The organism is Enterococcus sp. AZ171 (assembly GCF_051714005.1).
GTDB lineage: Bacteria > Bacillota > Bacilli > Lactobacillales > Enterococcaceae > Enterococcus_B > Enterococcus_B pernyi.
The window spans coordinates 2,950,410-2,970,014 of the sequence record NZ_JBIORA010000001.1 but is presented as its reverse complement, the minus strand read 5'-3'; the positions used below and the strand labels follow the sequence as shown (position 1 = coordinate 2,970,014).

Genomic DNA, 19,605 nt, shown 5'->3' with positions numbered 1-19,605 from the left:
ACGGTTCACGTCATGAGTAAATTACAAAAAATGATCTATATATCTTTATTAGTTGCCCAAGGTGTGATCATCGGTTTATTGGAAAATATGATTCCTTATCCTTTCGCTTTTGCGCCAGGTGCAAAACTAGGATTGGCTAATTTGATTACGATTGTGGCAATTTTTACAATGAAAAAACGAGATAGCTTCTTATTACTTTGGTTGCGTTTATTTTTGACCACGTTATTAGGCGGCACGATTTCGACGTTTCTTTATAGTATGAGTGGTGCGTTGTTGAGTTATGTAGGGATGTTGATAGTCAAACAACTGGGTCCTAAAAGGGTTAGCATTATTGGCATCAGCGCGACAGGTGGATTTATGCATAATGTCGGTCAGTTATTGACCGCGTCATTTATCGCTCAATCATGGACAGTCATGCTCTACTTACCGATTTTGTCATTCCTAGGTATTCTATCAGGATTGGCCATAGGGATAGCTGCTAATTATCTGCTGAAACATGTGAGAACACTTCAGCGTTTCCAAGCAGACTATGATCGACAGACCAATAGTCAATGGCAATCGGTATTTCTGAAAAAATAAGCGTTATACAAGGAGTTTTTTTATGAAGTTACATCAAATGTGGGTGGACTATCCAACGATCCAAGTGGAATTGAACCAAACACTAAAAAAAATGGAAAGTGTTGTTCGGCTGAAAAACAAACCAGTAGAAGAAGCGATAAAAGAAACGATTCATGCAGGTGGGAAGTTACTGCGTCCGGCGTATCAACTATTATTTGCTCAATTTGGCCCGGAGCAAGATCGCGATAAAGCCATTTCGTTGGCAGCATCTATTGAGATGCTACACATTGCGACGTTGATCCATGATGATATCGTTGATGAAGCTGACTTACGCAGAGGACAGCCAAACTTACGTAGCCGTTTTGGCAATAGTGTCGCTGTTTATGCCGGAGATTATTTATTTGTTTGTTGTTTTAAACTCTTGTCCGAATATACTTCCTCCTTAAAGAGTATGCAATTAAATGCAAGAAGTATGGAAAAAGTATTGAATGGCGAGCTCGGGCAAATGGATGATAGATACAATACCCAGTTGACGGTTGAAGAATACTTACAGAATATTTCTGGTAAAACCGCTGAACTTTTTCAACTGAGTTGTTTTGTAGGTGCATACGAAAGTGGCACAAGCGAACGTTTTGCAAAAAAAGCTGGGGATATCGGGTTAGCGATCGGTATGGCGTTTCAAATCATTGATGACATTTTAGATTATACAAAACAGAGCGAAGACATCGGCAAGCCTGTATTGGAAGACATTCGTCAAGGGGTGTATTCTTTACCTTTGATCTATGCGTTACAAACAGACAAAAAAGCAGAATTACTTGAATATTTGTCCAAAGAAAAACAAATGACACAAGCAGAAGCTGAGAAGGTTCAACAATTAGTTATTGAGGCACAAGGGGTCGAAAGCGCCCAGAAGTTGGCAGAATCCTATACGAAACAAGCATTAAAAGAAATCAAAAAATTGCCAAATACCTCGGTACAAACAAAAGAAACATTAGAGACTTTGACGTCATTGATCCTAAGACGGGCAGACTAAGTTATATAAAAATGTGGTTGTGACAGAAGTGTTCAGCTCCGAGAAATAAGCGTGAAACCCAGAAAATTGTTCTTCAAATTTTTGGGGTTTCACGCTTATTTCTGAAGGGGTTGCTTCTGGAACACCGTTTATTCGGTTCTAGGAGATGCAAGGTGACTAATGTCCCAGACTCATTTTTTTCTTTGCACAGAAAAAGTGGTTTTGCACCTTCTGAAAGAAAGAGGTATGCTAAATAATAGGTATCGCATGGTGACTGATTTCCATTTAGTAGTTCCATACGTATCAGTAGTTGGTTGCTCTTAAAAACATGAACCATCAATAGAATGGACATGGGTCGTTTATCGAACAGGGGCTTACATCGTTTTATTTATGGACGTAAGTACATAAAGTGACGGAGGAAGAATAAAGGAGGGAAATCAAAGCACATAAGAAATAATACATAATATTGAGTGAACCATGGACAAAACAAGTAGTTAAAACATTCATTTTTTTGTTTATTCTGACAATCAGTATCGTTAACATTTTGGGGGAAATGTCGCTGAATGACAAGAATAAATGAGTCAATAAAAACCAGTGAAAGCCTTATGCAGTCCTGACTGATAAGGAAATCACTAGTTTTTTTATTTTTTATCTTCCAAGGCTCGGGCTAGTTTGTGGTCGATTGTTTCGCGAGTGGCTATCTTGTTTTAGATGATTGTTTTCTGTTTGGCGATGTGCATGATTGATCCTATCTTTCAATGTAAATTTCTGAGTCTCAGGTGAAATCTTTTTTTGTAATGATTGGGTCTGCACCTTATGATTAGCCTTCCCAACTTCTTTGTCTGTGTGATCGCGTTTTTGGGAAGGCTCCTCTTTATCCATTCCATTTATCAATGTTTTTGCATCAAACTTTATTTTTGGCTGTCGATTTGCATAAGGTTCTTTAGATATATCTTTATGTGTTTCATTGAACTTACGATTCGCTTCCGTAACAGCATTTACCACTTCTTTTTTTGTTCGGTCACGTATTTCAGGGAGTGGCGCATCTTTTTCATTCCTTTTAGTATCACTAGGAATTGTTTCGTAGATCGGTTCAGCAGAGTCTGTGTATCGTTCGACAAGTTTATCTACTTGTTTTGGCGACAACTTGTCGATTTTATCAAGTAATTCTTGTGCTCTTTTTTCATTATTTTTGATGCCAGCTGTTAGTTCCCTATATTTTTTTGAAGATGTGGAATGATCACTAAGCTGTTCTCTTTTTTCCTTTAGCTCTTGGATTCTAGCTACTGTATTCATCAGGCTTTTTGTCAGTTGTTTGATTTCTGTAGCAGGACTTTTTGGTAGATGCTTACTTAATTTCCTAGAACGCTGTTTCATCTTTTCTACTGACATAATATTTTCTTTACGATTATCCATAATTAGTTCCTCATCTCTCATCTTTGTTACATAAACAAAAATAGCATTTTAATCTTCGTGTTTGATATCGATAATTTCTAAGTAAGGAAAATTAGTGTAAGCATTTGTTGCTCTTGAAATACGAGCGAGAAAGCAACGAGGAGGAAAGCTTGTTTGATAGCAGAAAAAGGATATTGATCATTTTTTGATCAATATCCTAGATTATTTTTTTTAGTGTGAAGTTGTTTTACTTTGAAAGAGCAGGATTAGTTTTTGGTCGATTGTTCAGTGTTGGATTTGCTTTTTCTTGGGCGTTCACTTTGACCTGTTCCTGTGCGTTAGCTAACTTCTCGGTCAATGACGGTTTCAGAATTCCTTTAACAGGCTCTCCGTTTATAATTTTAATTTGATCAATCAATAATTTTTTTTGGTTCATTAATTTTTCGTTATTTTTCCCACCAAATAAATTCATGATTCTGCCAACTAACCTCTTCTTTCTTTTTTGGAAAGTAGCTAGTTTTTTTTCCGTTTGATGCAACTTTTTCTCAGCTTTATCTAGCGTAAGTTTTTGACTCCTAGTATCCTTAATTGGTTTTTTTTTGATTTCGATTGTTTTCTCTCTTTTATCATATGACTTTGAAGATATATTTTTATGAGATTCGTTGAATCTAACATTAGCAGATTTAACAGCCGACTGAATTTCTTCTTTTGATCGAGCCCTTTTTAATGTGATTGGGACATCGATCTCTTCCTTCCTTTTTTTCCTAACTTCAGGAATGGTTTCATAGATTGGTTCATTCATGATTTTTTCATTGCTCTTCGTGACGCTTTTGTCTTGAGTGAAATGGTTATCTATGTATTTTTCCAATCTATCCGCATGTGCGGGTGAAATATTTTCGATTCTTCTATATAAAACATGAATTCTTTTCCTATGATTTTTGATAGCATCTGTCAGTTCCTGATATTTTTTTGAAGATTTTGAAGAATCTCCAAGCTCCTTTCGTTGTGCCTTGAATTTTTCGATCATATTCTCAGAGTCGATAATTTGATTCGAGAGGTGAGTGATCGTTGTTTTCCCCTCATTGTTTAATTTGGGTTTATATTGCTTGTTCTTAGCCATATCTATCTCCTTCTCTTATTGTTATATATAAATAAACATAACATCTTTTTATTGCTAATTAGTGTCAATAATTTCTATTAAGGAAAATTTTTGATATAAATGATGAGATAATAAAACGTTGTAAAATTGAAATTGAAGCAGGTGGACTGATCGAATGGCAGAGCTTTTTCATTATAATTTTATGTCTCTTTTTGTAATGAAATAAAGTATATAAAATAACTAAATATATGGATTTGTTGAACCACTTTAGCTAGAAAATCTTTATCTGTGTGGGCGATGATCATGATCTGCTAAAACTCGGTGATTGTGTTCGATCTCCACGCGGTTTTTGATTTTTCATTTATGGTTCTTGTTTATTATGAGCGTCAGTTACTTGTTCTTTAAATGTTGGTTTTAGGATACCTTTTTGTGGTTTTTTTTTTTGCGGTTGCTCGAGTTTGTTTATCAAATCAGTTTTCTTTTCCTTTAAACCTTGGATTTTTTTTCTTTGAAAGGCATTCGCAATCAGACCGATGATACTTTTTTTCCGTTTTTGGTATTTTTGCAATTTGCTCTCAATTTTCTGCAAATTACGTTTAGTTTCTTGGATAAACTTTTTCTGTTCGGCTGCTTTCTCTTTCTCTGAGAGGGTTTTTCCCGTGTCTATTCTTAGATTTTTGTTCATTTTAGGTTCAGGAGATGAATTGCGGTAAGATTGATTGAACTTTTCATTAGCTTTTTCTACTTTGATTGCAGAGATTTCTTTAGGTGTTAATGGACACGCGACTTTGCCATAAGGGGAATCAGCAAATTTTGTTTCTAACTTCGTTGCAGTCTTTGAATCAATCGTCTCCAGTTGACGGTAAAGATTGTCTGCTTGTTTTCGATGAAGTTGGATGCCTTCAGTATATATAGCGAATTCTTCTTTTACGTTAGGGTTGCTAACGAGACCATCTCTTTCTTTTGCAAGCGCCTGTATTGTTCTCTCTGTATTTATGATCTTTTCTGTTAGGTTATCGATTTTTTCTGTTCGTTTTTCCTGTTGCTGTGCGAGTGATTGCCGAGGCCTAGAAAGCTTTTGTGCGACGGACTGACGAGGTTCAGATGTTACTTGAGAAACGGATTGTCGTCTCGGCGACTGATCGACAGATTCTCGGCGAACACTTTTCGTTTGCCGGCGTTCTTGTTCTTTTAGGACAAGCTTCATTGCGCGATGACTGTAGATGTTATTTTGATTATTATTTAGTTCTTTATTTGCGTTATTGAGTTTGGTTTTTGCCTTGTTATATTCATCCGGATTGGCTGTTCTGCTCGAAAGTTTTTTACTTCACTTTTAATTTCCCTGATTTGTTCATTTAACTCTCTGTCTTTTTCGGTTAAACGCTCAATTTTCTGGTCAATTTGTTTAGCAGACAACTGGATATTTTCAGCGGTGATCGATGCTGTTTGTTGTGAGAATTTTTTTACAACATCTAATTGTCTACTGATTCTCTGAAAAACGTTGTCAGAAAGATTCGGTGCTTTTAAATTTATAGTTAACAATTGTTCTTTGATCAATATGTGTAATCTCAAGCGAGATAAGCTTTCTTGACCGATTGCTTGTGGATTTAGAACACCATCTCTGATGGCTGTATTTAAAAATCTTGTCACCTCTATATTTTTTTAGGTTTCTCCATTGTTTCTCCTTAATTATCTTTATTAATATAAAAAAAAAATATCATTTTTCAACTCGTGGTATGTACCGATTATTTCTATAATGTGTAAATTTTTAGTATTGATCTTTTCTAAAAGGTGTTATTTTGGATTGATTTGCAGAGCAGAGGTGACTTTCGTTCATGTTATGGATTAAATCACTCAAATGGATTGTTTTGTTTATTTAAAACAATCTTTTTTTGTTTTTGGAAAAAATTGTTCCCAGCAAGAAAAAATCCATGCTATATTCTGAATTAAAGAACGCTATGAATAAAGGAGAGTAGCTGTGAGAAAACAATATACATCAGAATTAACGCAATTAACGGTGATTGAGATCGTAACAAAACTAAGTGAGAAGAATAGAAATTTTTCATTTCGTGATATTGAAGAAGAGTATCAGCAACCTTTGTCTGCGGCAGATAAATTTTTGATCCGCTGTTTGATTATAAAAAAATTCAACTTGAAGATTGAATATTTTTCTTCTTCTAAAGCGAATCAATTACAATTTTGCAAAATTTGAGAATAGTCCATTGAGGTTGGGATGAGCCAGTAAGAGATCGCTGAATCTAATGTGAAAATAAAAAATGTTGTAATTCAATACAAAAGAATTCATTCATTTTTTTATGTGTTATGATACAAACAGAACGACAGCAAAACAAAAAAGGGGGCGTTAAATGGAAGAGGGTTTCGTATAGGAAGAAGTGGAGAAAGCGATCGTTGGTCTTCAATAGATAAGCTTATGAATGACTTAGAAGTAGTAAATAGAGGAAACAACACACATAGAACATCACTTGATTGCCGAAAACTATTTCGGGGAAAAATAGTTGCTCGGTCTCACTTGCTTGACGACGTGCATCACAGATTGCGACAGCGCATCTAGATAAAAGCGTAGGCAAATGTTATCAGGTGTCCATTAGTATTGACAGGCAGTAGTTTGATTGTTCTACTGCTACTGACAATAGCACATAGTACTATCCTATTTAAAAAGGATATTGAACATAGAGTTAAAACATAGAACAAACATAGAAATTAGATGTAGACACAAAAGTAAAATAAAACACACAATGTAGTACCTCAAACATAGAATCAAGCATATAGTAGAAAAATATAGTACATCGTAAAGAAGTTTGCATGTTTTCTCGTGACATCAAGCTTATGAAAAATAAAGCGAGCATGACAAACCCACCATTGATAAAAAAGAGGCTAGGAAACGAACTAGCCTCTTTTTGCTGATGGTAGCCCATCGATTTCTGTTAAGCTGACTTCACCAGAGAGTAGTTGGAAGCGCTGGTTTGGCGTATCTACGATCAGTTCTCCTTTTGGACCGATTGCCTGGGCAATTCCTTGATAAGATTTTCCTTTTCGGGTAAAGCTGACAGACTTACCTAGGACAAATGACCGTTCTGTGTAAAGATCAAAATAGGTGTGCGAATGGTCGGCTAAATACCTAAAGAAATGTTTCCAAATCGCGCAGATCAATTGATTTCTAGTCATCGATGCTTTACCATCAGGAAACAAGGAGGTCGCTTTTTGCTGGATCTCATCAGGAAATTGCGTGTGAGGGATCGAAAAATTCAAGCCCACACCAATAATCACCGAACGAATTTCACCACTTTCCATATCGCTTACCGCTTCAGATAAAATTCCACAAACCTTTTTCCCTTCAAGGTAGATATCGTTGACCCATTTGATCATGGCATGTTTTCCTGTCGTTTCTTGAATCGCTTTGACACATGCACTGGCAGCAATCAACGTATATTGTGGCAATTCCTCAAAATGCTTTTGTGGATGCAATAATAAGCTCATGTAGATTCCTTGACTTGGTTGAGCGAAAAAGGAACGTCCAAAACGTCCATGGGCTTGTTCTTGTGTATCCGCGATAAATAAACTAGGTTTCGTAGTATCCATATTAGATGCCGATTTAGCATCTTTCATCGTCGATTCCGATTGTGATAAAACGTTCACTTGAACGTCAAAAGAAGATAATGCTTGGGAAATCTCTACAGGATCCAATACATCAGAGGGGAGATAACGATACCCTTTCGCTTGATGTTCAAAGCGAAACCCTTCTTTTTCTAATTCTTTGATGGCTTTCCAAATACTCGTTCGGGAGACATTCAGTTGTTGGGCGATTTTTTCACCGGATAGAAATGTCGGAGTATTTTTTAAAAGGTGTAGTACCTTGGCTTTTGTCGTCATCGATCAAGCTCCTTTCTACTATTTATATATTAGCAGATTTACGATCGAATGAGGACAGCGCGTCATACTTTTTGTTTGAGTCGCTATAAAGACGAAAAGATTTTGTAAGGAAGAGTCACTCAATTAGGAATGGACGAAATTGGAACAAAAAAGAAAGATTAAGAAACAATTACGAAAATTTACAGGAAACGCCAGGAAGTGTTGACTTTTACGTTTAAACAGTGTATTATATGAAGTTGCAAAAACTATCTGATGAAGCGAAGGCAGAAACGAAATATTGTCCGTTTCGGCTTTAATATAAGGAAACAAAAGTAGAAGCTCACGTAGGCAAGTACTCAAGAGAACGTTCTATTTTTGGTTTTTTTTTGCCTAAAAGCCGCAAAAAATGTCTGTTGTTACCTAAATATAATAATTTTAATATTGTTGTAACAATTGATCGGGTAGTCTTTTTGAATGACATTTTAGAGGGGTGAAGAGCTTGGCTGGACACGTAGTAAAATACGGAAAACATCGCGAACGTAGAAGTTTCGCACGAATCAGTGAAGTGTTGGAATTACCAAATTTGATCGAAATTCAAACAGACTCGTACCAATGGTTCTTGGATGAAGGACTAAGAGAAATGTTTGAAGATATTTTGCCAATCGATGACTTCAATGGCAATCTTTCTTTGGAATTTGTAGATTATGAATTGAAAGAACCAAAGTACACAGTAGCAGAAGCACGCGCACATGACGCAAATTACTCTGCACCATTACATGTGACTTTACGTTTAACAAACCGTGAAACAGGCGAAATCAAAGCTCAAGAAGTATTCTTCGGTGATTTCCCATTGATGACAGAGCAAGGTACATTCATCATCAACGGTGCGGAACGTGTTATCGTTTCCCAATTAGTCCGTTCACCAGGTGTTTACTTCCATGGGAAAGTAGACAAAAACGGTAAAGAAGGATTCGGTTCCACTGTGATCCCTAACCGTGGTGCATGGTTAGAAATGGAAACTGATGCAAAAGACATCTCTTATGTACGTATCGACCGCACACGTAAGATTCCATTGACTGTGTTAGTTCGTGCATTAGGTTTCGGTTCAGATGACACGATTTTTGAAATCTTTGGGGATAGTGAAACATTACGTAACACGATTGAAAAAGATTTACACAAAAATGCAAGTGATTCTAGAACAGAAGAAGGATTAAAAGATATCTACGAGCGTCTTCGCCCAGGCGAACCAAAAACAGCAGATAGTTCACGTAACTTGCTGAATGCCCGCTTCTTTGATCCAAAACGTTACGACTTAGCAAATGTTGGTCGTTACAAAGTAAACAAAAAATTAGACTTGAAAACACGTCTATTGAACTTAACGTTAGCTGAAACGTTGGTTGATCCTGAAACAGGCGAGATCATTGTTGAAAAAGGAACAGCTTTGACCCATCAAGTGATGGAAACATTAGCACCGTTCATCGACAATGGTTTGAACTCAGTGACTTACTACCCAACAGAAGATGGCGTAGTCACTGATCCAATGACTGTCCAAGTGATCAAAGTCTTTTCACCAAAAGACCCAGAACGTGAAGTCAACGTGATCGGTAACGGCTACCCAGACACAACAGTGAAAACTGTTCGTCCAGCGGATATCGTTGCTTCAATGAGCTACTTCTTGAACTTGATGGAAGGCATCGGCAACGTGGACGATATCGACCACTTAGGAAATCGTCGTATCCGTTCTGTCGGAGAACTTTTACAAAATCAATTCCGTATCGGATTAGCACGTATGGAACGTGTTGTACGTGAAAGAATGTCGATCCAAGATACAGAAACATTGACACCACAACAATTGATCAACATCCGTCCAGTTGTCGCAAGTATCAAAGAATTCTTTGGTTCTTCACAATTGTCTCAGTTCATGGACCAAACAAATCCATTGGGCGAATTGACACACAAACGTCGTCTTTCTGCCTTAGGACCTGGTGGTTTGACTCGTGACCGTGCCGGCTATGAAGTACGTGACGTTCACTACTCCCACTATGGCCGTATGTGTCCGATCGAAACGCCTGAGGGACCAAATATCGGGTTGATCAATAGTTTATCTAGTTACGCGAAAGTAAACAAATTTGGTTTTATCGAAACGCCGTATCGTCGTGTTGATCGTGAAACTGGCCGTGTGACAGAACAAATCGATTACTTGACAGCAGACATCGAGGACCATTATATCGTTGCCCAAGCAAACAGTAAGTTGAATGATGACGGTACATTTGCTGAAGAAATCGTCATGGCTCGTGCCCAAAGTGAAAACTTAGAAGTATCGATCGATAAAGTCGATTATATGGACGTTTCACCGAAACAAGTAGTTGCGGTAGCGACAGCATGTATTCCTTTCTTGGAAAACGATGACTCCAACCGTGCCTTGATGGGTGCCAACATGCAGCGTCAAGCAGTGCCATTGATCAATCCACAAGCACCTTGGGTTGGTACTGGTATGGAATATAAATCAGCTCATGACTCAGGAGCTGCGTTACTATGTAAACACGATGGTGTAGTTGAATTTGTTGATGCTTCTGAGATCCGCGTACGTCGTGACAATGGCGCATTAGACAAATATTCAGTAACAAAATTCCGTCGTTCAAACTCTGGAACAAGTTACAACCAACGCCCAATCGTTCATTTAGGTGAGAAAGTCGAAAAAGGGGATACCTTGGCAGACGGCCCATCAATGGAACAAGGTGAAATGGCTCTAGGACAAAACGTCTTAGTCGGTTTCATGACTTGGGAAGGATACAACTACGAAGATGCGATCATCATGAGTCGTCGTCTTGTCAAAGACGATGTGTACACATCGATCCATATTGAAGAATATGAATCAGAAGCTCGTGATACAAAATTAGGACCTGAAGAAATCACTCGCGAAATCCCGAACGTCGGTGAAGACGCATTGAAAGACTTAGACGAAATGGGGATCATTCGTATTGGGGCGGAAGTCCAAGACGGTGACCTATTAGTCGGTAAAGTAACACCAAAAGGGGTAACTGAACTTTCAGCAGAAGAACGTTTATTGCATGCGATCTTCGGTGAAAAAGCACGTGAAGTACGTGATACTTCTCTACGTGTACCGCATGGTGGAGGCGGGATCGTTCACGATGTGAAGATCTTTACTCGTGAAGCTGGCGATGAATTATCACCAGGTGTCAACATGTTAGTTCGTGTGTATATCGTTCAAAAACGTAAAATCCATGAAGGGGATAAAATGGCCGGACGTCACGGTAATAAAGGGGTTGTTTCCCGTATTATGCCGGAAGAAGATATGCCATTCTTACCTGATGGAACACCGATCGACATCATGTTGAACCCACTAGGGGTACCATCACGTATGAACATCGGACAAGTATTGGAATTGCATTTAGGGATGGCTGCGCGTCAATTAGGCATCCACGTAGCAACACCAGTATTTGATGGTGCAAGTGATGAAGACGTATGGGAAACAGTTCGTGAAGCTGGTATGGCTAGCGATGCGAAAACTGTTCTTTATGACGGACGTACAGGTGAACCATTTGACGGACGTGTGTCTGTCGGTGTGATGTACATGATCAAACTTGCTCACATGGTTGACGACAAGTTACATGCACGTTCAATTGGACCTTACTCACTAGTTACGCAACAACCATTAGGTGGTAAAGCGCAATTTGGTGGACAACGTTTTGGGGAAATGGAAGTTTGGGCACTGGAAGCATACGGTGCGGCTTATACCTTACAAGAAATCTTGACATACAAATCAGATGACGTAGTCGGACGTGTGAAAACATACGAAGCAATCGTCAAAGGTGAACCAATTCCAAAACCAGGTGTACCTGAATCCTTCCGCGTATTAGTCAAAGAATTACAATCACTAGGATTAGACATGCGTGTCCTAGACATCCAAGACAGCGAGATCGAACTTCGCGACATGGATGACGAAGACGATGATTTGATCACAGTGGATGCTTTGACAAAATTCGCTGAACAACAAACAGCAAAAGAACTAGAAAAACAAGCTGCTGAACAAGTCGAAGATGAAAGACAAGATATCATCCAAAACTTTGAAACCGCAGAAGATAATTTAGACTAATCCGGTCTGAGATACTGTGAGGCGGTCGAAGATCAGCCGCCTTACGGTTTTGCCATTAAACGAAATGGAGGGAACCCCTTTTGATCGATGTAAATAAATTCGAAAGTATGCAAATAGGTTTGGCTTCTCCCGAAAAAATCAGAAGCTGGTCTTACGGTGAAGTAAAAAAACCTGAGACGATTAACTATCGTACCTTAAAACCTGAGCGCGAAGGGTTGTTCTGTGAGCGGATTTTTGGTCCTACAAAAGACTGGGAATGTGCCTGCGGAAAATACAAACGTATCCGTTATAAAGGAATCGTTTGTGATCGCTGTGGTGTGGAAGTGACTCGTTCAAAAGTTCGTCGTGAACGTATGGGTCATATCGAATTAGCAGCACCTGTTTCACATATCTGGTATTTCAAAGGTATTCCTTCTCGTATGGGTCTTGTATTAGACATGAGCCCACGCGCATTAGAAGAAATCATTTACTTTGCCTCATATGTTGTTATTGAACCAGGAAACACAAGCTTAGAGAAAAAACAATTGTTGACTGAACGCGAATACCGCGAAAAACGTGAACAATATGGCCAAGAATTCCAAGCAGCAATGGGCGCGGAAGCAATCAAACAATTACTTGATAACGTTGATTTGGATGGCGAAGCGGCTGAATTGAAAGAAGAGTTGAAATCTGCACAAGGACAAAAACGTACACGCGCGATCCGTCGTTTGGACATTTTAGAAGCATTCCGTGCTTCTGGCAATGAACCAAGCTGGATGGTCATGGACGTTATCCCTGTCATCCCACCAGATCTACGACCAATGGTCCAATTAGAAGGTGGACGTTTTGCAACAAGTGACTTGAACGATCTATATCGTCGTGTGATCAACCGTAACAATCGTTTGAAACGTTTGTTAGACTTGAATGCACCAGGAATCATCGTTCAAAATGAAAAACGGATGTTACAAGAAGCGGTAGATGCGTTGATCGATAACGGTCGTCGTGGCCGTCCTGTCACAGGACCAGGTAACCGCCCATTGAAATCTCTTTCTCATATGTTGAAAGGGAAACAAGGTCGTTTCCGTCAAAACTTACTTGGTAAACGTGTCGACTACTCTGGTCGTTCAGTTATCGTCGTAGGTCCTTTCTTGAAAATGTACCAATGTGGATTACCAAAAGAAATGGCGATCGAATTGTTCAAACCATTCGTGATGCGCGAATTAGTTCAACGTGAACTTGCTTCAAACATCAAAAATGCGAAACGCAAAATCGAACGTCAAGAAGATGAAGTTTGGGATGTCTTAGAAGACGTCATCAAAGAACATCCAGTTCTATTGAACCGGGCACCTACGCTTCACAGATTAGGTATCCAAGCATTTGAACCAGTTCTTGTCCAAGGTCGTGCGATCCGTTTGCATCCATTGGTATGTGAAGCTTATAATGCCGATTTCGATGGAGACCAAATGGCCGTTCACGTACCGTTGAACGAAGAAGCACAAGCAGAAGCACGTATGCTGATGTTAGCTGCTCAAAACATCTTGAATCCAAAAGATGGTAAACCAGTTGTTACACCTTCTCAGGATATGGTTTTAGGAAACTACTACCTAACAATGGAAGAAGAAGGTCGTGAAGGCGAAGGAATGGTCTTTAGGGACCAAAACGAAGCAGTCATCGCATGGCGTAATGGCTACGTTCATTTACATTCACGTATTGGTGTGAACCCAACGACATTAGGGGACAAACCATTTACAGAATGGCAAAAAGAACGCACGATGATCACGACTGTTGGTAAGATCATCTTTAACGAGATCATGCCACCAGAATTCCCTTACTTGAATGAGCCAACTGACTTCAACTTGACTGTCCAAACACCGGACAAATACTTTGTTGAAGCTGGAACAGATATTCCTGCTCACATCAAAGAACAAGAACTAGTTTTACCATTCAAGAAGAAAAACTTAGGAAACATCATCGCCGAAGTCTTCAAACGTTTCAAAGTAACTGAAACATCTAAGATGCTTGACCGTATGAAAGACTTAGGATACAAACATTCAACACATGCAGGTATCACTGTAGGGATCGCCGACATCAGTGTCTTGAATGAAAAACAAGTGATCATTGACGAAGCACATAAACAAGTAGAGTCGATCACGAAGCAATTCCGTCGTGGATTGATCACTGACGACGAGCGTTATGAACGAGTAATCGCTGTTTGGAACTCTGCGAAAGACAGCATCCAACAAAAACTGATGGAAGGTTTGGAAGCAAAAAACCCAATCTTCATGATGTCAGATTCTGGTGCCCGTGGTAACATCTCCAACTTTACTCAGCTTGCTGGTATGCGTGGATTGATGGCCGCACCGAATGGACGTATCATGGAATTGCCGATCATTTCGAACTTCCGCGAAGGACTTTCTGTCTTGGAAATGTTTATCTCAACTCACGGGGCTCGTAAAGGAATGACCGATACAGCCTTGAAGACAGCCGATTCTGGTTACTTGACACGTCGTTTAGTTGACGTTGCCCAAGATGTCATCATTCGTGAAGAAGATTGTGGCACTGACCGCGGTCTTGAGATCCAAGCAATCCGTGAAGGAAATGAAATCATCGAATCTCTTGAAGATCGTTTGATTGGTCGTTACACACGTAAAGAAGTTCGTCATCCTGAAACCAACGAAATGATCATCGCCGGAAATCAATTGATCTCTGAAGATGTTGCAAAACAAATCGTTGATGCAGGTGTTGAAACTGTAACGATCCGTTCTGTCTTCACATGTAACACAAAACATGGTGTCTGCAAACATTGTTACGGACGTAACTTGGCAACTGGTTCTGACGTTGAAGTCGGAGAAGCAGTTGGTACGATCGCCGCTCAATCAATCGGTGAACCAGGTACTCAGTTAACAATGCGTACGTTCCATACGGGTGGGGTTGCCGGAGATGATATCACTCAAGGTCTTCCTCGTGTCCAAGAAATCTTTGAAGCACGTAATCCGAAAGGGCAAGCAGTGATTACTGAAGTAACAGGGGATGTCATCGATATCTCTGAAGATCCTGCTACACGTACCAAAGAAGTAACAATCAAAGGGAAAACAGATACACGTACGTATACAGTGCCTTATACTGCACGTATGAAAGTCGCTGAAGGCGATATGATCCATCGTGGTGCACCATTGACAGAAGGATCAATCGATCCGAAACAATTGTTGCAAGTACGTGACGTTCTATCTGTTGAAAACTATCTATTACGTGAAGTACAACGCGTTTACCGTATGCAAGGGGTAGAAATCGGCGACAAACATATCGAAGTAATGGTTCGCCAAATGCTTCGTAAAGTGCGCGTCATGGACCCAGGCGATACAGAAATCTTGCCAGGTACACTGTTAGATATCGCAGACTTCAAAGACCAAAACTACAATACGTTAGTTGCTGGTGGCGTTCCTGCGACATCTCGTCCAGTCTTGCTAGGTATCACAAAAGCATCATTAGAAACAAACAGCTTCTTATCAGCTGCATCCTTCCAAGAAACAACTCGTGTCTTGACTGATGCTGCGATCCGAGGCAAAAAAGATCCACTTCTTGGTTTGAAAGAAAATGTTATCATCGGTAAGATCATTCCAGCTGGTACTGGTATGCCACGTTACCGCAACATGGAACCAAAAGAAGTTGGCGTTGCAAGTGAAAACGTGTATAGTATTTCTGACATCGAAGCACAAATGGCTGCCGAAGATGCAATGAATGAACAAACACGATAAACCATGAGTTCACATAAAGAAGGTCAAGTTCCTGTTTGAGGGACTTGACCTTTTTTTTGTGGATAAACTAGAATCAAGGAAGTAAAAGGTAACTGTGGATAAAAGAAATGGTAATAGATATCCACAGGGGATAATTATTATGTGTACCAAAATTTATCCACAAGTTTTCAAATATTAAAAGAAAAACAATAAAAATAGGCTAAAAATACCGGTAGGGGGTAAAATAAGCATATTACTATTTATTTCAATGAAAACGAGTATGATAAAACCAAAGGAGCTGATAAGAAATGGCAGTGAAAAAAGCTGTATTTGCAGGTGGCTGTTTTTGGTGTATGGTCAAACCGTTTGAAACACAACCAGGTATCCTCTCCGTTACTTCCGGTTATACTGGAGGACATGTACCAAATCCAACCTACGAACAAGTGACGATTGGAACAACAGGTCATACGGAAGCGGTAGAAATCGAATATGATCCTGAAATCATCACCTATGCACAATTGGTCGAGATTTATTGGCAACAGACCGATCCGACAGATGCTTTAGGGCAGTTTGCTGATCGTGGGGACTCTTATCGTCCGGTCATTTATTATAGTGATGAAGCAGAACGTGAAGCCGCAGAAAACTCAAAACAACAGTTACAAGCAAGTGGCCGTTTCGATCAACCGATCGTCACAAAGATCGAACCTCGTACGACCTTTTATCCCGCAGAGGAGTATCATCAAGATTACTACAAGAAAAACAAGATCCATTATCAGTTGTATCGTGAAGGCTCTGGTCGGGCGGGATTCCTTAGAAAAAACTGGAAAGACTAGCAGTATAAGTTACTAGAAAATATGAATTTTAAGTAATAAGAAAAGAGGAAGGTCGGACATTTTGTTCTAGATGCTTCTTCTTTTTTGTGCTATCGGAAATAGAGGACCAACCATAAGGCAATACTCAGAAAAGGAACGAAAGGGAGATGCTTTCTTTTCTTATGGAATAAAGCAGTGATACAAAAATAACTTAAACCAAGACAACTTGCGATAAACATAAGCATGAGAAAATGTGTGGAGGCTAACCCACCACTCCAACTAAGTAAGAGTAACGTATCGCCTGCGCCTAAATAAGCTTGCCCATAACGCAGCAAACCGTAACTGATCAAGCCGAACGCTAAGCTGGTTTCTAAGTGAAACTGCTCAGTCAGCACCCAGTAGGTCCATAAGAAAGTCCATGAGAAATAGAGGATGCGAGTGTCGATCGCAAGGTAAAAAATATCCATCAACGAAAATAAAAAAGCAGTGAATAGCCAAATCAAATGAACTGTATCTGGCGAATAGCATCCTGCATACATAAATAGCGTACCGCTGATCAACTCTGCCAGTGGATACATGGGTGAAAGTTTGGTCTGACAAGAGCGGCAACGAAATCGTTGCATGACAATCGAAAGTAATGGAATCAACTCATACCAACGCAATGTTTGGTGACAGTTGACACAATGTGAACGAGGGGAAATAATAGAAAGGTCTTGAGGAACGCGTTGTGCGACTAAGCACAAAAAAGAACCAAAGCAACAACCAATGATAAAATAAAGAAACATCAGACCAACCTCCTTTTGATTAAGATACGCAAAAAAGGAGAAGAGAGGTGGAAAAAATAATGATTGCAGTCGGGGTCGATATCGGTACTACGCAAACGAAAGCAGTTGCATTCAATGAACAAGCAGAAGAAGTAGCTACAGCCTACTTTCATTACCCGCTGATCCAAGAAATTCAAGGCATGGCTGAACAAGATCAGGAATTGATCGTCCATGCAGTGTATACGGTCATCAATGAAGTGATCCAACAATTGCCAGCACAGACAATCCAATTCATTTCATTTTCAACAGCCATGCACAGCTTGATTTTATTAGATAAAAATAAAAAACCTTTAACTCGTATGTTTACTTGGGCAGACACTCGTGCCGTCAATGAAGCAGAAAAATTAAAAGCAACTGAAAAAGGTCGAGTGATCTATGAACGGACGGGTACGCCGATCCATCCAATGACACCATTGATCAAAATCAATTGGTTGAAAAACGAGTTTCCTGATTTATTTGAGCAAGCGGCTTATTTTGTAGGGATCAAAGACTATCTTTTTTATGAGCTGTTTGCTGAATTAGTCAGTGATTATAGTACTGCTTCTGGCACAGGGTACTTTGATATCTACCGTTTCCAATGGTCAGAGCCTATTCTTGAAGAGTTAGGGATACAAGAAGAGCAATTACCGAGAGTAGCACCTGCGACTACCCAGTTCACGAAATTAACAGAACAAGCCCGTACGAGATTTCATTTTGATCAAGAAATTCCATTTATTTTAGGTGGAGCCGATGGGCCATTATCCAATTTAGGCTTAGGTGCATTTGGTGAGACGACGGCAGCGCTAACTGTCGGTACCAGTGGCGCATTACGATTTATTTCGAATCGCCCAAAGCTCCATCCAACAATGGAAACCTTCTGTTATGTTTTGGATCAAACACACTGGGTCATCGGAGGAGCAACCAGTAATGGCGCAGGGATCTTTGATTGGGCGGTCCATACATTGATGCAAGATGTCGTTCAACGAGCTAAGGAACAAGGAGAAGATCCGTATCAAGCAGTCCTTTCGGAAATCGCTTTTGTCCCGCCTGGCGCCAATGGGCTAATTTTTCAACCGTATTTATTGGGTGAACGAGCACCTTTGTGGGATGCGGAGGCATTTGGAAGTTTTATTGGTCTACAACGATGGCATACGGAAAAAGACATGATGCGAGCGGTCCTGGAAGGGGTTTGTTTTAATCTCAAACGAATTTTGCGAGGTATCTGTCCACCCGATCAAGTGATTGAGTTACGTGCAACTGGTGGCTTTGCTCAATCAGTGTTATTTCGGCAGATCATGGCAGATGTATTGGGACAACCTATCCGTTTTCCAAAAGTTAAAGAAGCCTCAGCGTTAGGGGCAGTCATATTAGGTTGGCAGAGCCAAGGCAGAATCGAAACATTAGGTGAAGCTTCCGCATATATTGAATTAGCACAACAAGTGGCTGTTCAGAAAAAAGCCAGCCGCATGTACAATAAAATATATCCTTTGTTTGTTTCGACACAACAAGAATTAAGCCGCTATTCTCAGTTATTTGCGGAACTACGAGAGTATCTCTCAATAGAGATGATAGAAGAAGAAGGCGAATCGTAAATGATGACATTAGTTATATTTTCTATTTAGTTGGCAGATTTTTTGCTATTAAAAAAAAGCATTACTCTGGGGATGAAAATCGTTCTCATCTAAAGGATTTTAGTGTACTTTTCCCTCAAAGTTTACTATGATTTTAATATAGGCAAATGCGAGGAGGCAGAATTACATGAAATTTCAACAAACCAAAGAAGTATTGAATCAATTAGTAGCAGATTTAAGCCAAATGTCGGTGATCGTCCACCAAACACATTGGTATATGAGAGGTCCTGGATTCTTGACATTGCATCCAATGATGGACAGCTTCATGGACGACTTGAATGAACAATTAGATGAAATCTCAGAACGTTTGATCACATTAGATGGTTCACCTTATTCAACGTTACGTGAATTTGCAGACAACACAAAAATCCCTGATGAAGTTGGTCGTTGGGATCGCACGATGGAAGAACGTTTAGAAACATTAGTCGCGGGTTACCGCTATTTAGCAGATCTTTTCCAAAAAGGAATCGAAGCTGCTGGTGAAGAAGGCGACGATCCAACACAAGATATCTTCATTGATTTTAAAGCAGCAACAGAAAAACGCATCTGGATGATACAAGCACATCTAGGTAAAGCACCAGGAATTGACGCATAA

At 39.6% G+C, this 19,605-nt stretch carries 14 protein-coding genes; 8 read left to right on the top strand and 6 right to left on the bottom strand.

Annotated features, from left to right (window positions below; all coding sequences use genetic code 11):
- Positions 1-12: 12 nt before the first annotated feature.
- Both IGJ49_RS14220 and IGJ49_RS14215 read left to right on the top strand, forming a co-directional pair.
- Complete coding sequence (locus IGJ49_RS14220) at positions 13-579, top strand: Gx transporter family protein (protein ID WP_010733918.1); 567 nt, start codon at positions 13-15, stop codon at positions 577-579.
- A gap of 22 nt (positions 580-601) precedes the next feature.
- A complete protein-coding gene (locus IGJ49_RS14215; RefSeq protein WP_066026509.1) occupies positions 602-1,591 on the top strand; it encodes a polyprenyl synthetase family protein in 990 nt (329 codons plus the stop codon).
- A gap of 627 nt (positions 1,592-2,218) precedes the next feature.
- Here the strand turns inward: IGJ49_RS14215 and IGJ49_RS14210 are convergent.
- The 4 genes from IGJ49_RS14210 to IGJ49_RS14195 all read right to left on the bottom strand — a co-directional run bounded on the left by IGJ49_RS14210 (position 2,219) and on the right by IGJ49_RS14195 (position 5,621).
- Positions 2,219-2,986 (bottom strand): hypothetical protein, encoded by a 768-nt coding sequence (locus IGJ49_RS14210; protein ID WP_096081857.1) that lies wholly within the window; start codon positions 2,984-2,986, stop codon positions 2,219-2,221.
- Between the two features lie 226 nt (positions 2,987-3,212).
- On the bottom strand, positions 3,213-3,992 hold the full coding sequence (locus IGJ49_RS14205; protein WP_137073063.1) for a hypothetical protein: 780 nt from the start codon (positions 3,990-3,992) through the stop codon (positions 3,213-3,215).
- Positions 3,993-4,425: 433 nt separating this feature from the next.
- Entirely contained in the window at positions 4,426-5,271 is an 846-nt protein-coding gene (locus IGJ49_RS14200) for a hypothetical protein (RefSeq protein ID WP_438723915.1), read from the bottom strand.
- 35 nt (positions 5,272-5,306) lie between these two features.
- Positions 5,307-5,621 (bottom strand): hypothetical protein, encoded by a 315-nt coding sequence (locus IGJ49_RS14195; protein WP_438723913.1) that lies wholly within the window; start codon positions 5,619-5,621, stop codon positions 5,307-5,309.
- A 421-nt stretch (positions 5,622-6,042) separates the two neighbouring features.
- On the opposite strand from IGJ49_RS14195, the gene IGJ49_RS14190 reads away from it, so the two are divergent.
- On the top strand, positions 6,043-6,276 hold the full coding sequence (locus tag IGJ49_RS14190) for a hypothetical protein (protein WP_010733923.1): 234 nt from the start codon (positions 6,043-6,045) through the stop codon (positions 6,274-6,276).
- 695 nt (positions 6,277-6,971) lie between these two features.
- Here the strand turns inward: IGJ49_RS14190 and IGJ49_RS14185 are convergent.
- A complete protein-coding gene (locus tag IGJ49_RS14185; RefSeq protein ID WP_438723910.1) occupies positions 6,972-7,955 on the bottom strand; it encodes a biotin--[acetyl-CoA-carboxylase] ligase in 984 nt (327 codons plus the stop codon).
- Between the two features lie 478 nt (positions 7,956-8,433).
- Between IGJ49_RS14185 and rpoB the strand changes: the two genes are divergently transcribed.
- The 3 genes from rpoB to msrA all read left to right on the top strand — a co-directional run bounded on the left by rpoB (position 8,434) and on the right by msrA (position 16,597).
- The gene (rpoB, locus tag IGJ49_RS14180) at positions 8,434-12,051 is read left to right on the top strand and encodes a DNA-directed RNA polymerase subunit beta (RefSeq protein WP_010733925.1); all 3,618 of its coding nucleotides are present in this window, start codon (positions 8,434-8,436) and stop codon (positions 12,049-12,051) included.
- 80 nt (positions 12,052-12,131) lie between these two features.
- A complete protein-coding gene (gene rpoC, locus IGJ49_RS14175) occupies positions 12,132-15,785 on the top strand; it encodes a DNA-directed RNA polymerase subunit beta' (protein ID WP_019722521.1) in 3,654 nt (1,217 codons plus the stop codon).
- A 287-nt stretch (positions 15,786-16,072) separates the two neighbouring features.
- Positions 16,073-16,597, top strand: coding sequence for a peptide-methionine (S)-S-oxide reductase MsrA (gene msrA / locus IGJ49_RS14170; protein ID WP_062805957.1), 525 nt, complete (start codon positions 16,073-16,075; stop codon positions 16,595-16,597).
- Between the two features lie 89 nt (positions 16,598-16,686).
- Here the strand turns inward: msrA and IGJ49_RS14165 are convergent, their stop codons facing one another.
- The gene (locus tag IGJ49_RS14165; protein WP_062805958.1) at positions 16,687-17,361 is read right to left on the bottom strand and encodes a prepilin peptidase; all 675 of its coding nucleotides are present in this window, start codon (positions 17,359-17,361) and stop codon (positions 16,687-16,689) included.
- A gap of 56 nt (positions 17,362-17,417) precedes the next feature.
- On the opposite strand from IGJ49_RS14165, the gene IGJ49_RS14160 reads away from it, so the two are divergent.
- Both IGJ49_RS14160 and IGJ49_RS14155 read left to right on the top strand, forming a co-directional pair.
- On the top strand, positions 17,418-18,971 hold the full coding sequence (locus IGJ49_RS14160; protein ID WP_062806268.1) for a gluconokinase: 1,554 nt from the start codon (positions 17,418-17,420) through the stop codon (positions 18,969-18,971).
- A gap of 166 nt (positions 18,972-19,137) precedes the next feature.
- Entirely contained in the window at positions 19,138-19,605 is a 468-nt protein-coding gene (locus IGJ49_RS14155) for a Dps family protein (protein WP_062805959.1), read from the top strand.

Coding starts and splice junctions, on each gene's coding strand:
- IGJ49_RS14205 (WP_137073063.1), bottom strand. CDS start 3,992: ATGATCGAAAAATTCAAGGCACAACGAAAGGAGCTTGGAGATTCTTCA.
- msrA (WP_062805957.1), top strand. CDS start 16,073: ATGGCAGTGAAAAAAGCTGTATTTGCAGGTGGCTGTTTTTGGTGTATG.
- IGJ49_RS14185 (WP_438723910.1), bottom strand. CDS start 7,955: ATGACGACAAAAGCCAAGGTACTACACCTTTTAAAAAATACTCCGACA.
- IGJ49_RS14155 (WP_062805959.1), top strand. CDS start 19,138: ATGAAATTTCAACAAACCAAAGAAGTATTGAATCAATTAGTAGCAGAT.
- IGJ49_RS14165 (WP_062805958.1), bottom strand. CDS start 17,361: ATGTTTCTTTATTTTATCATTGGTTGTTGCTTTGGTTCTTTTTTGTGC.
- IGJ49_RS14215 (WP_066026509.1), top strand. CDS start 602: ATGAAGTTACATCAAATGTGGGTGGACTATCCAACGATCCAAGTGGAA.
- IGJ49_RS14220 (WP_010733918.1), top strand. CDS start 13: ATGAGTAAATTACAAAAAATGATCTATATATCTTTATTAGTTGCCCAA.
- IGJ49_RS14210 (WP_096081857.1), bottom strand. CDS start 2,986: ATGGATAATCGTAAAGAAAATATTATGTCAGTAGAAAAGATGAAACAG.
- IGJ49_RS14200 (WP_438723915.1), bottom strand. CDS start 5,271: ATGAAGCTTGTCCTAAAAGAACAAGAACGCCGGCAAACGAAAAGTGTT.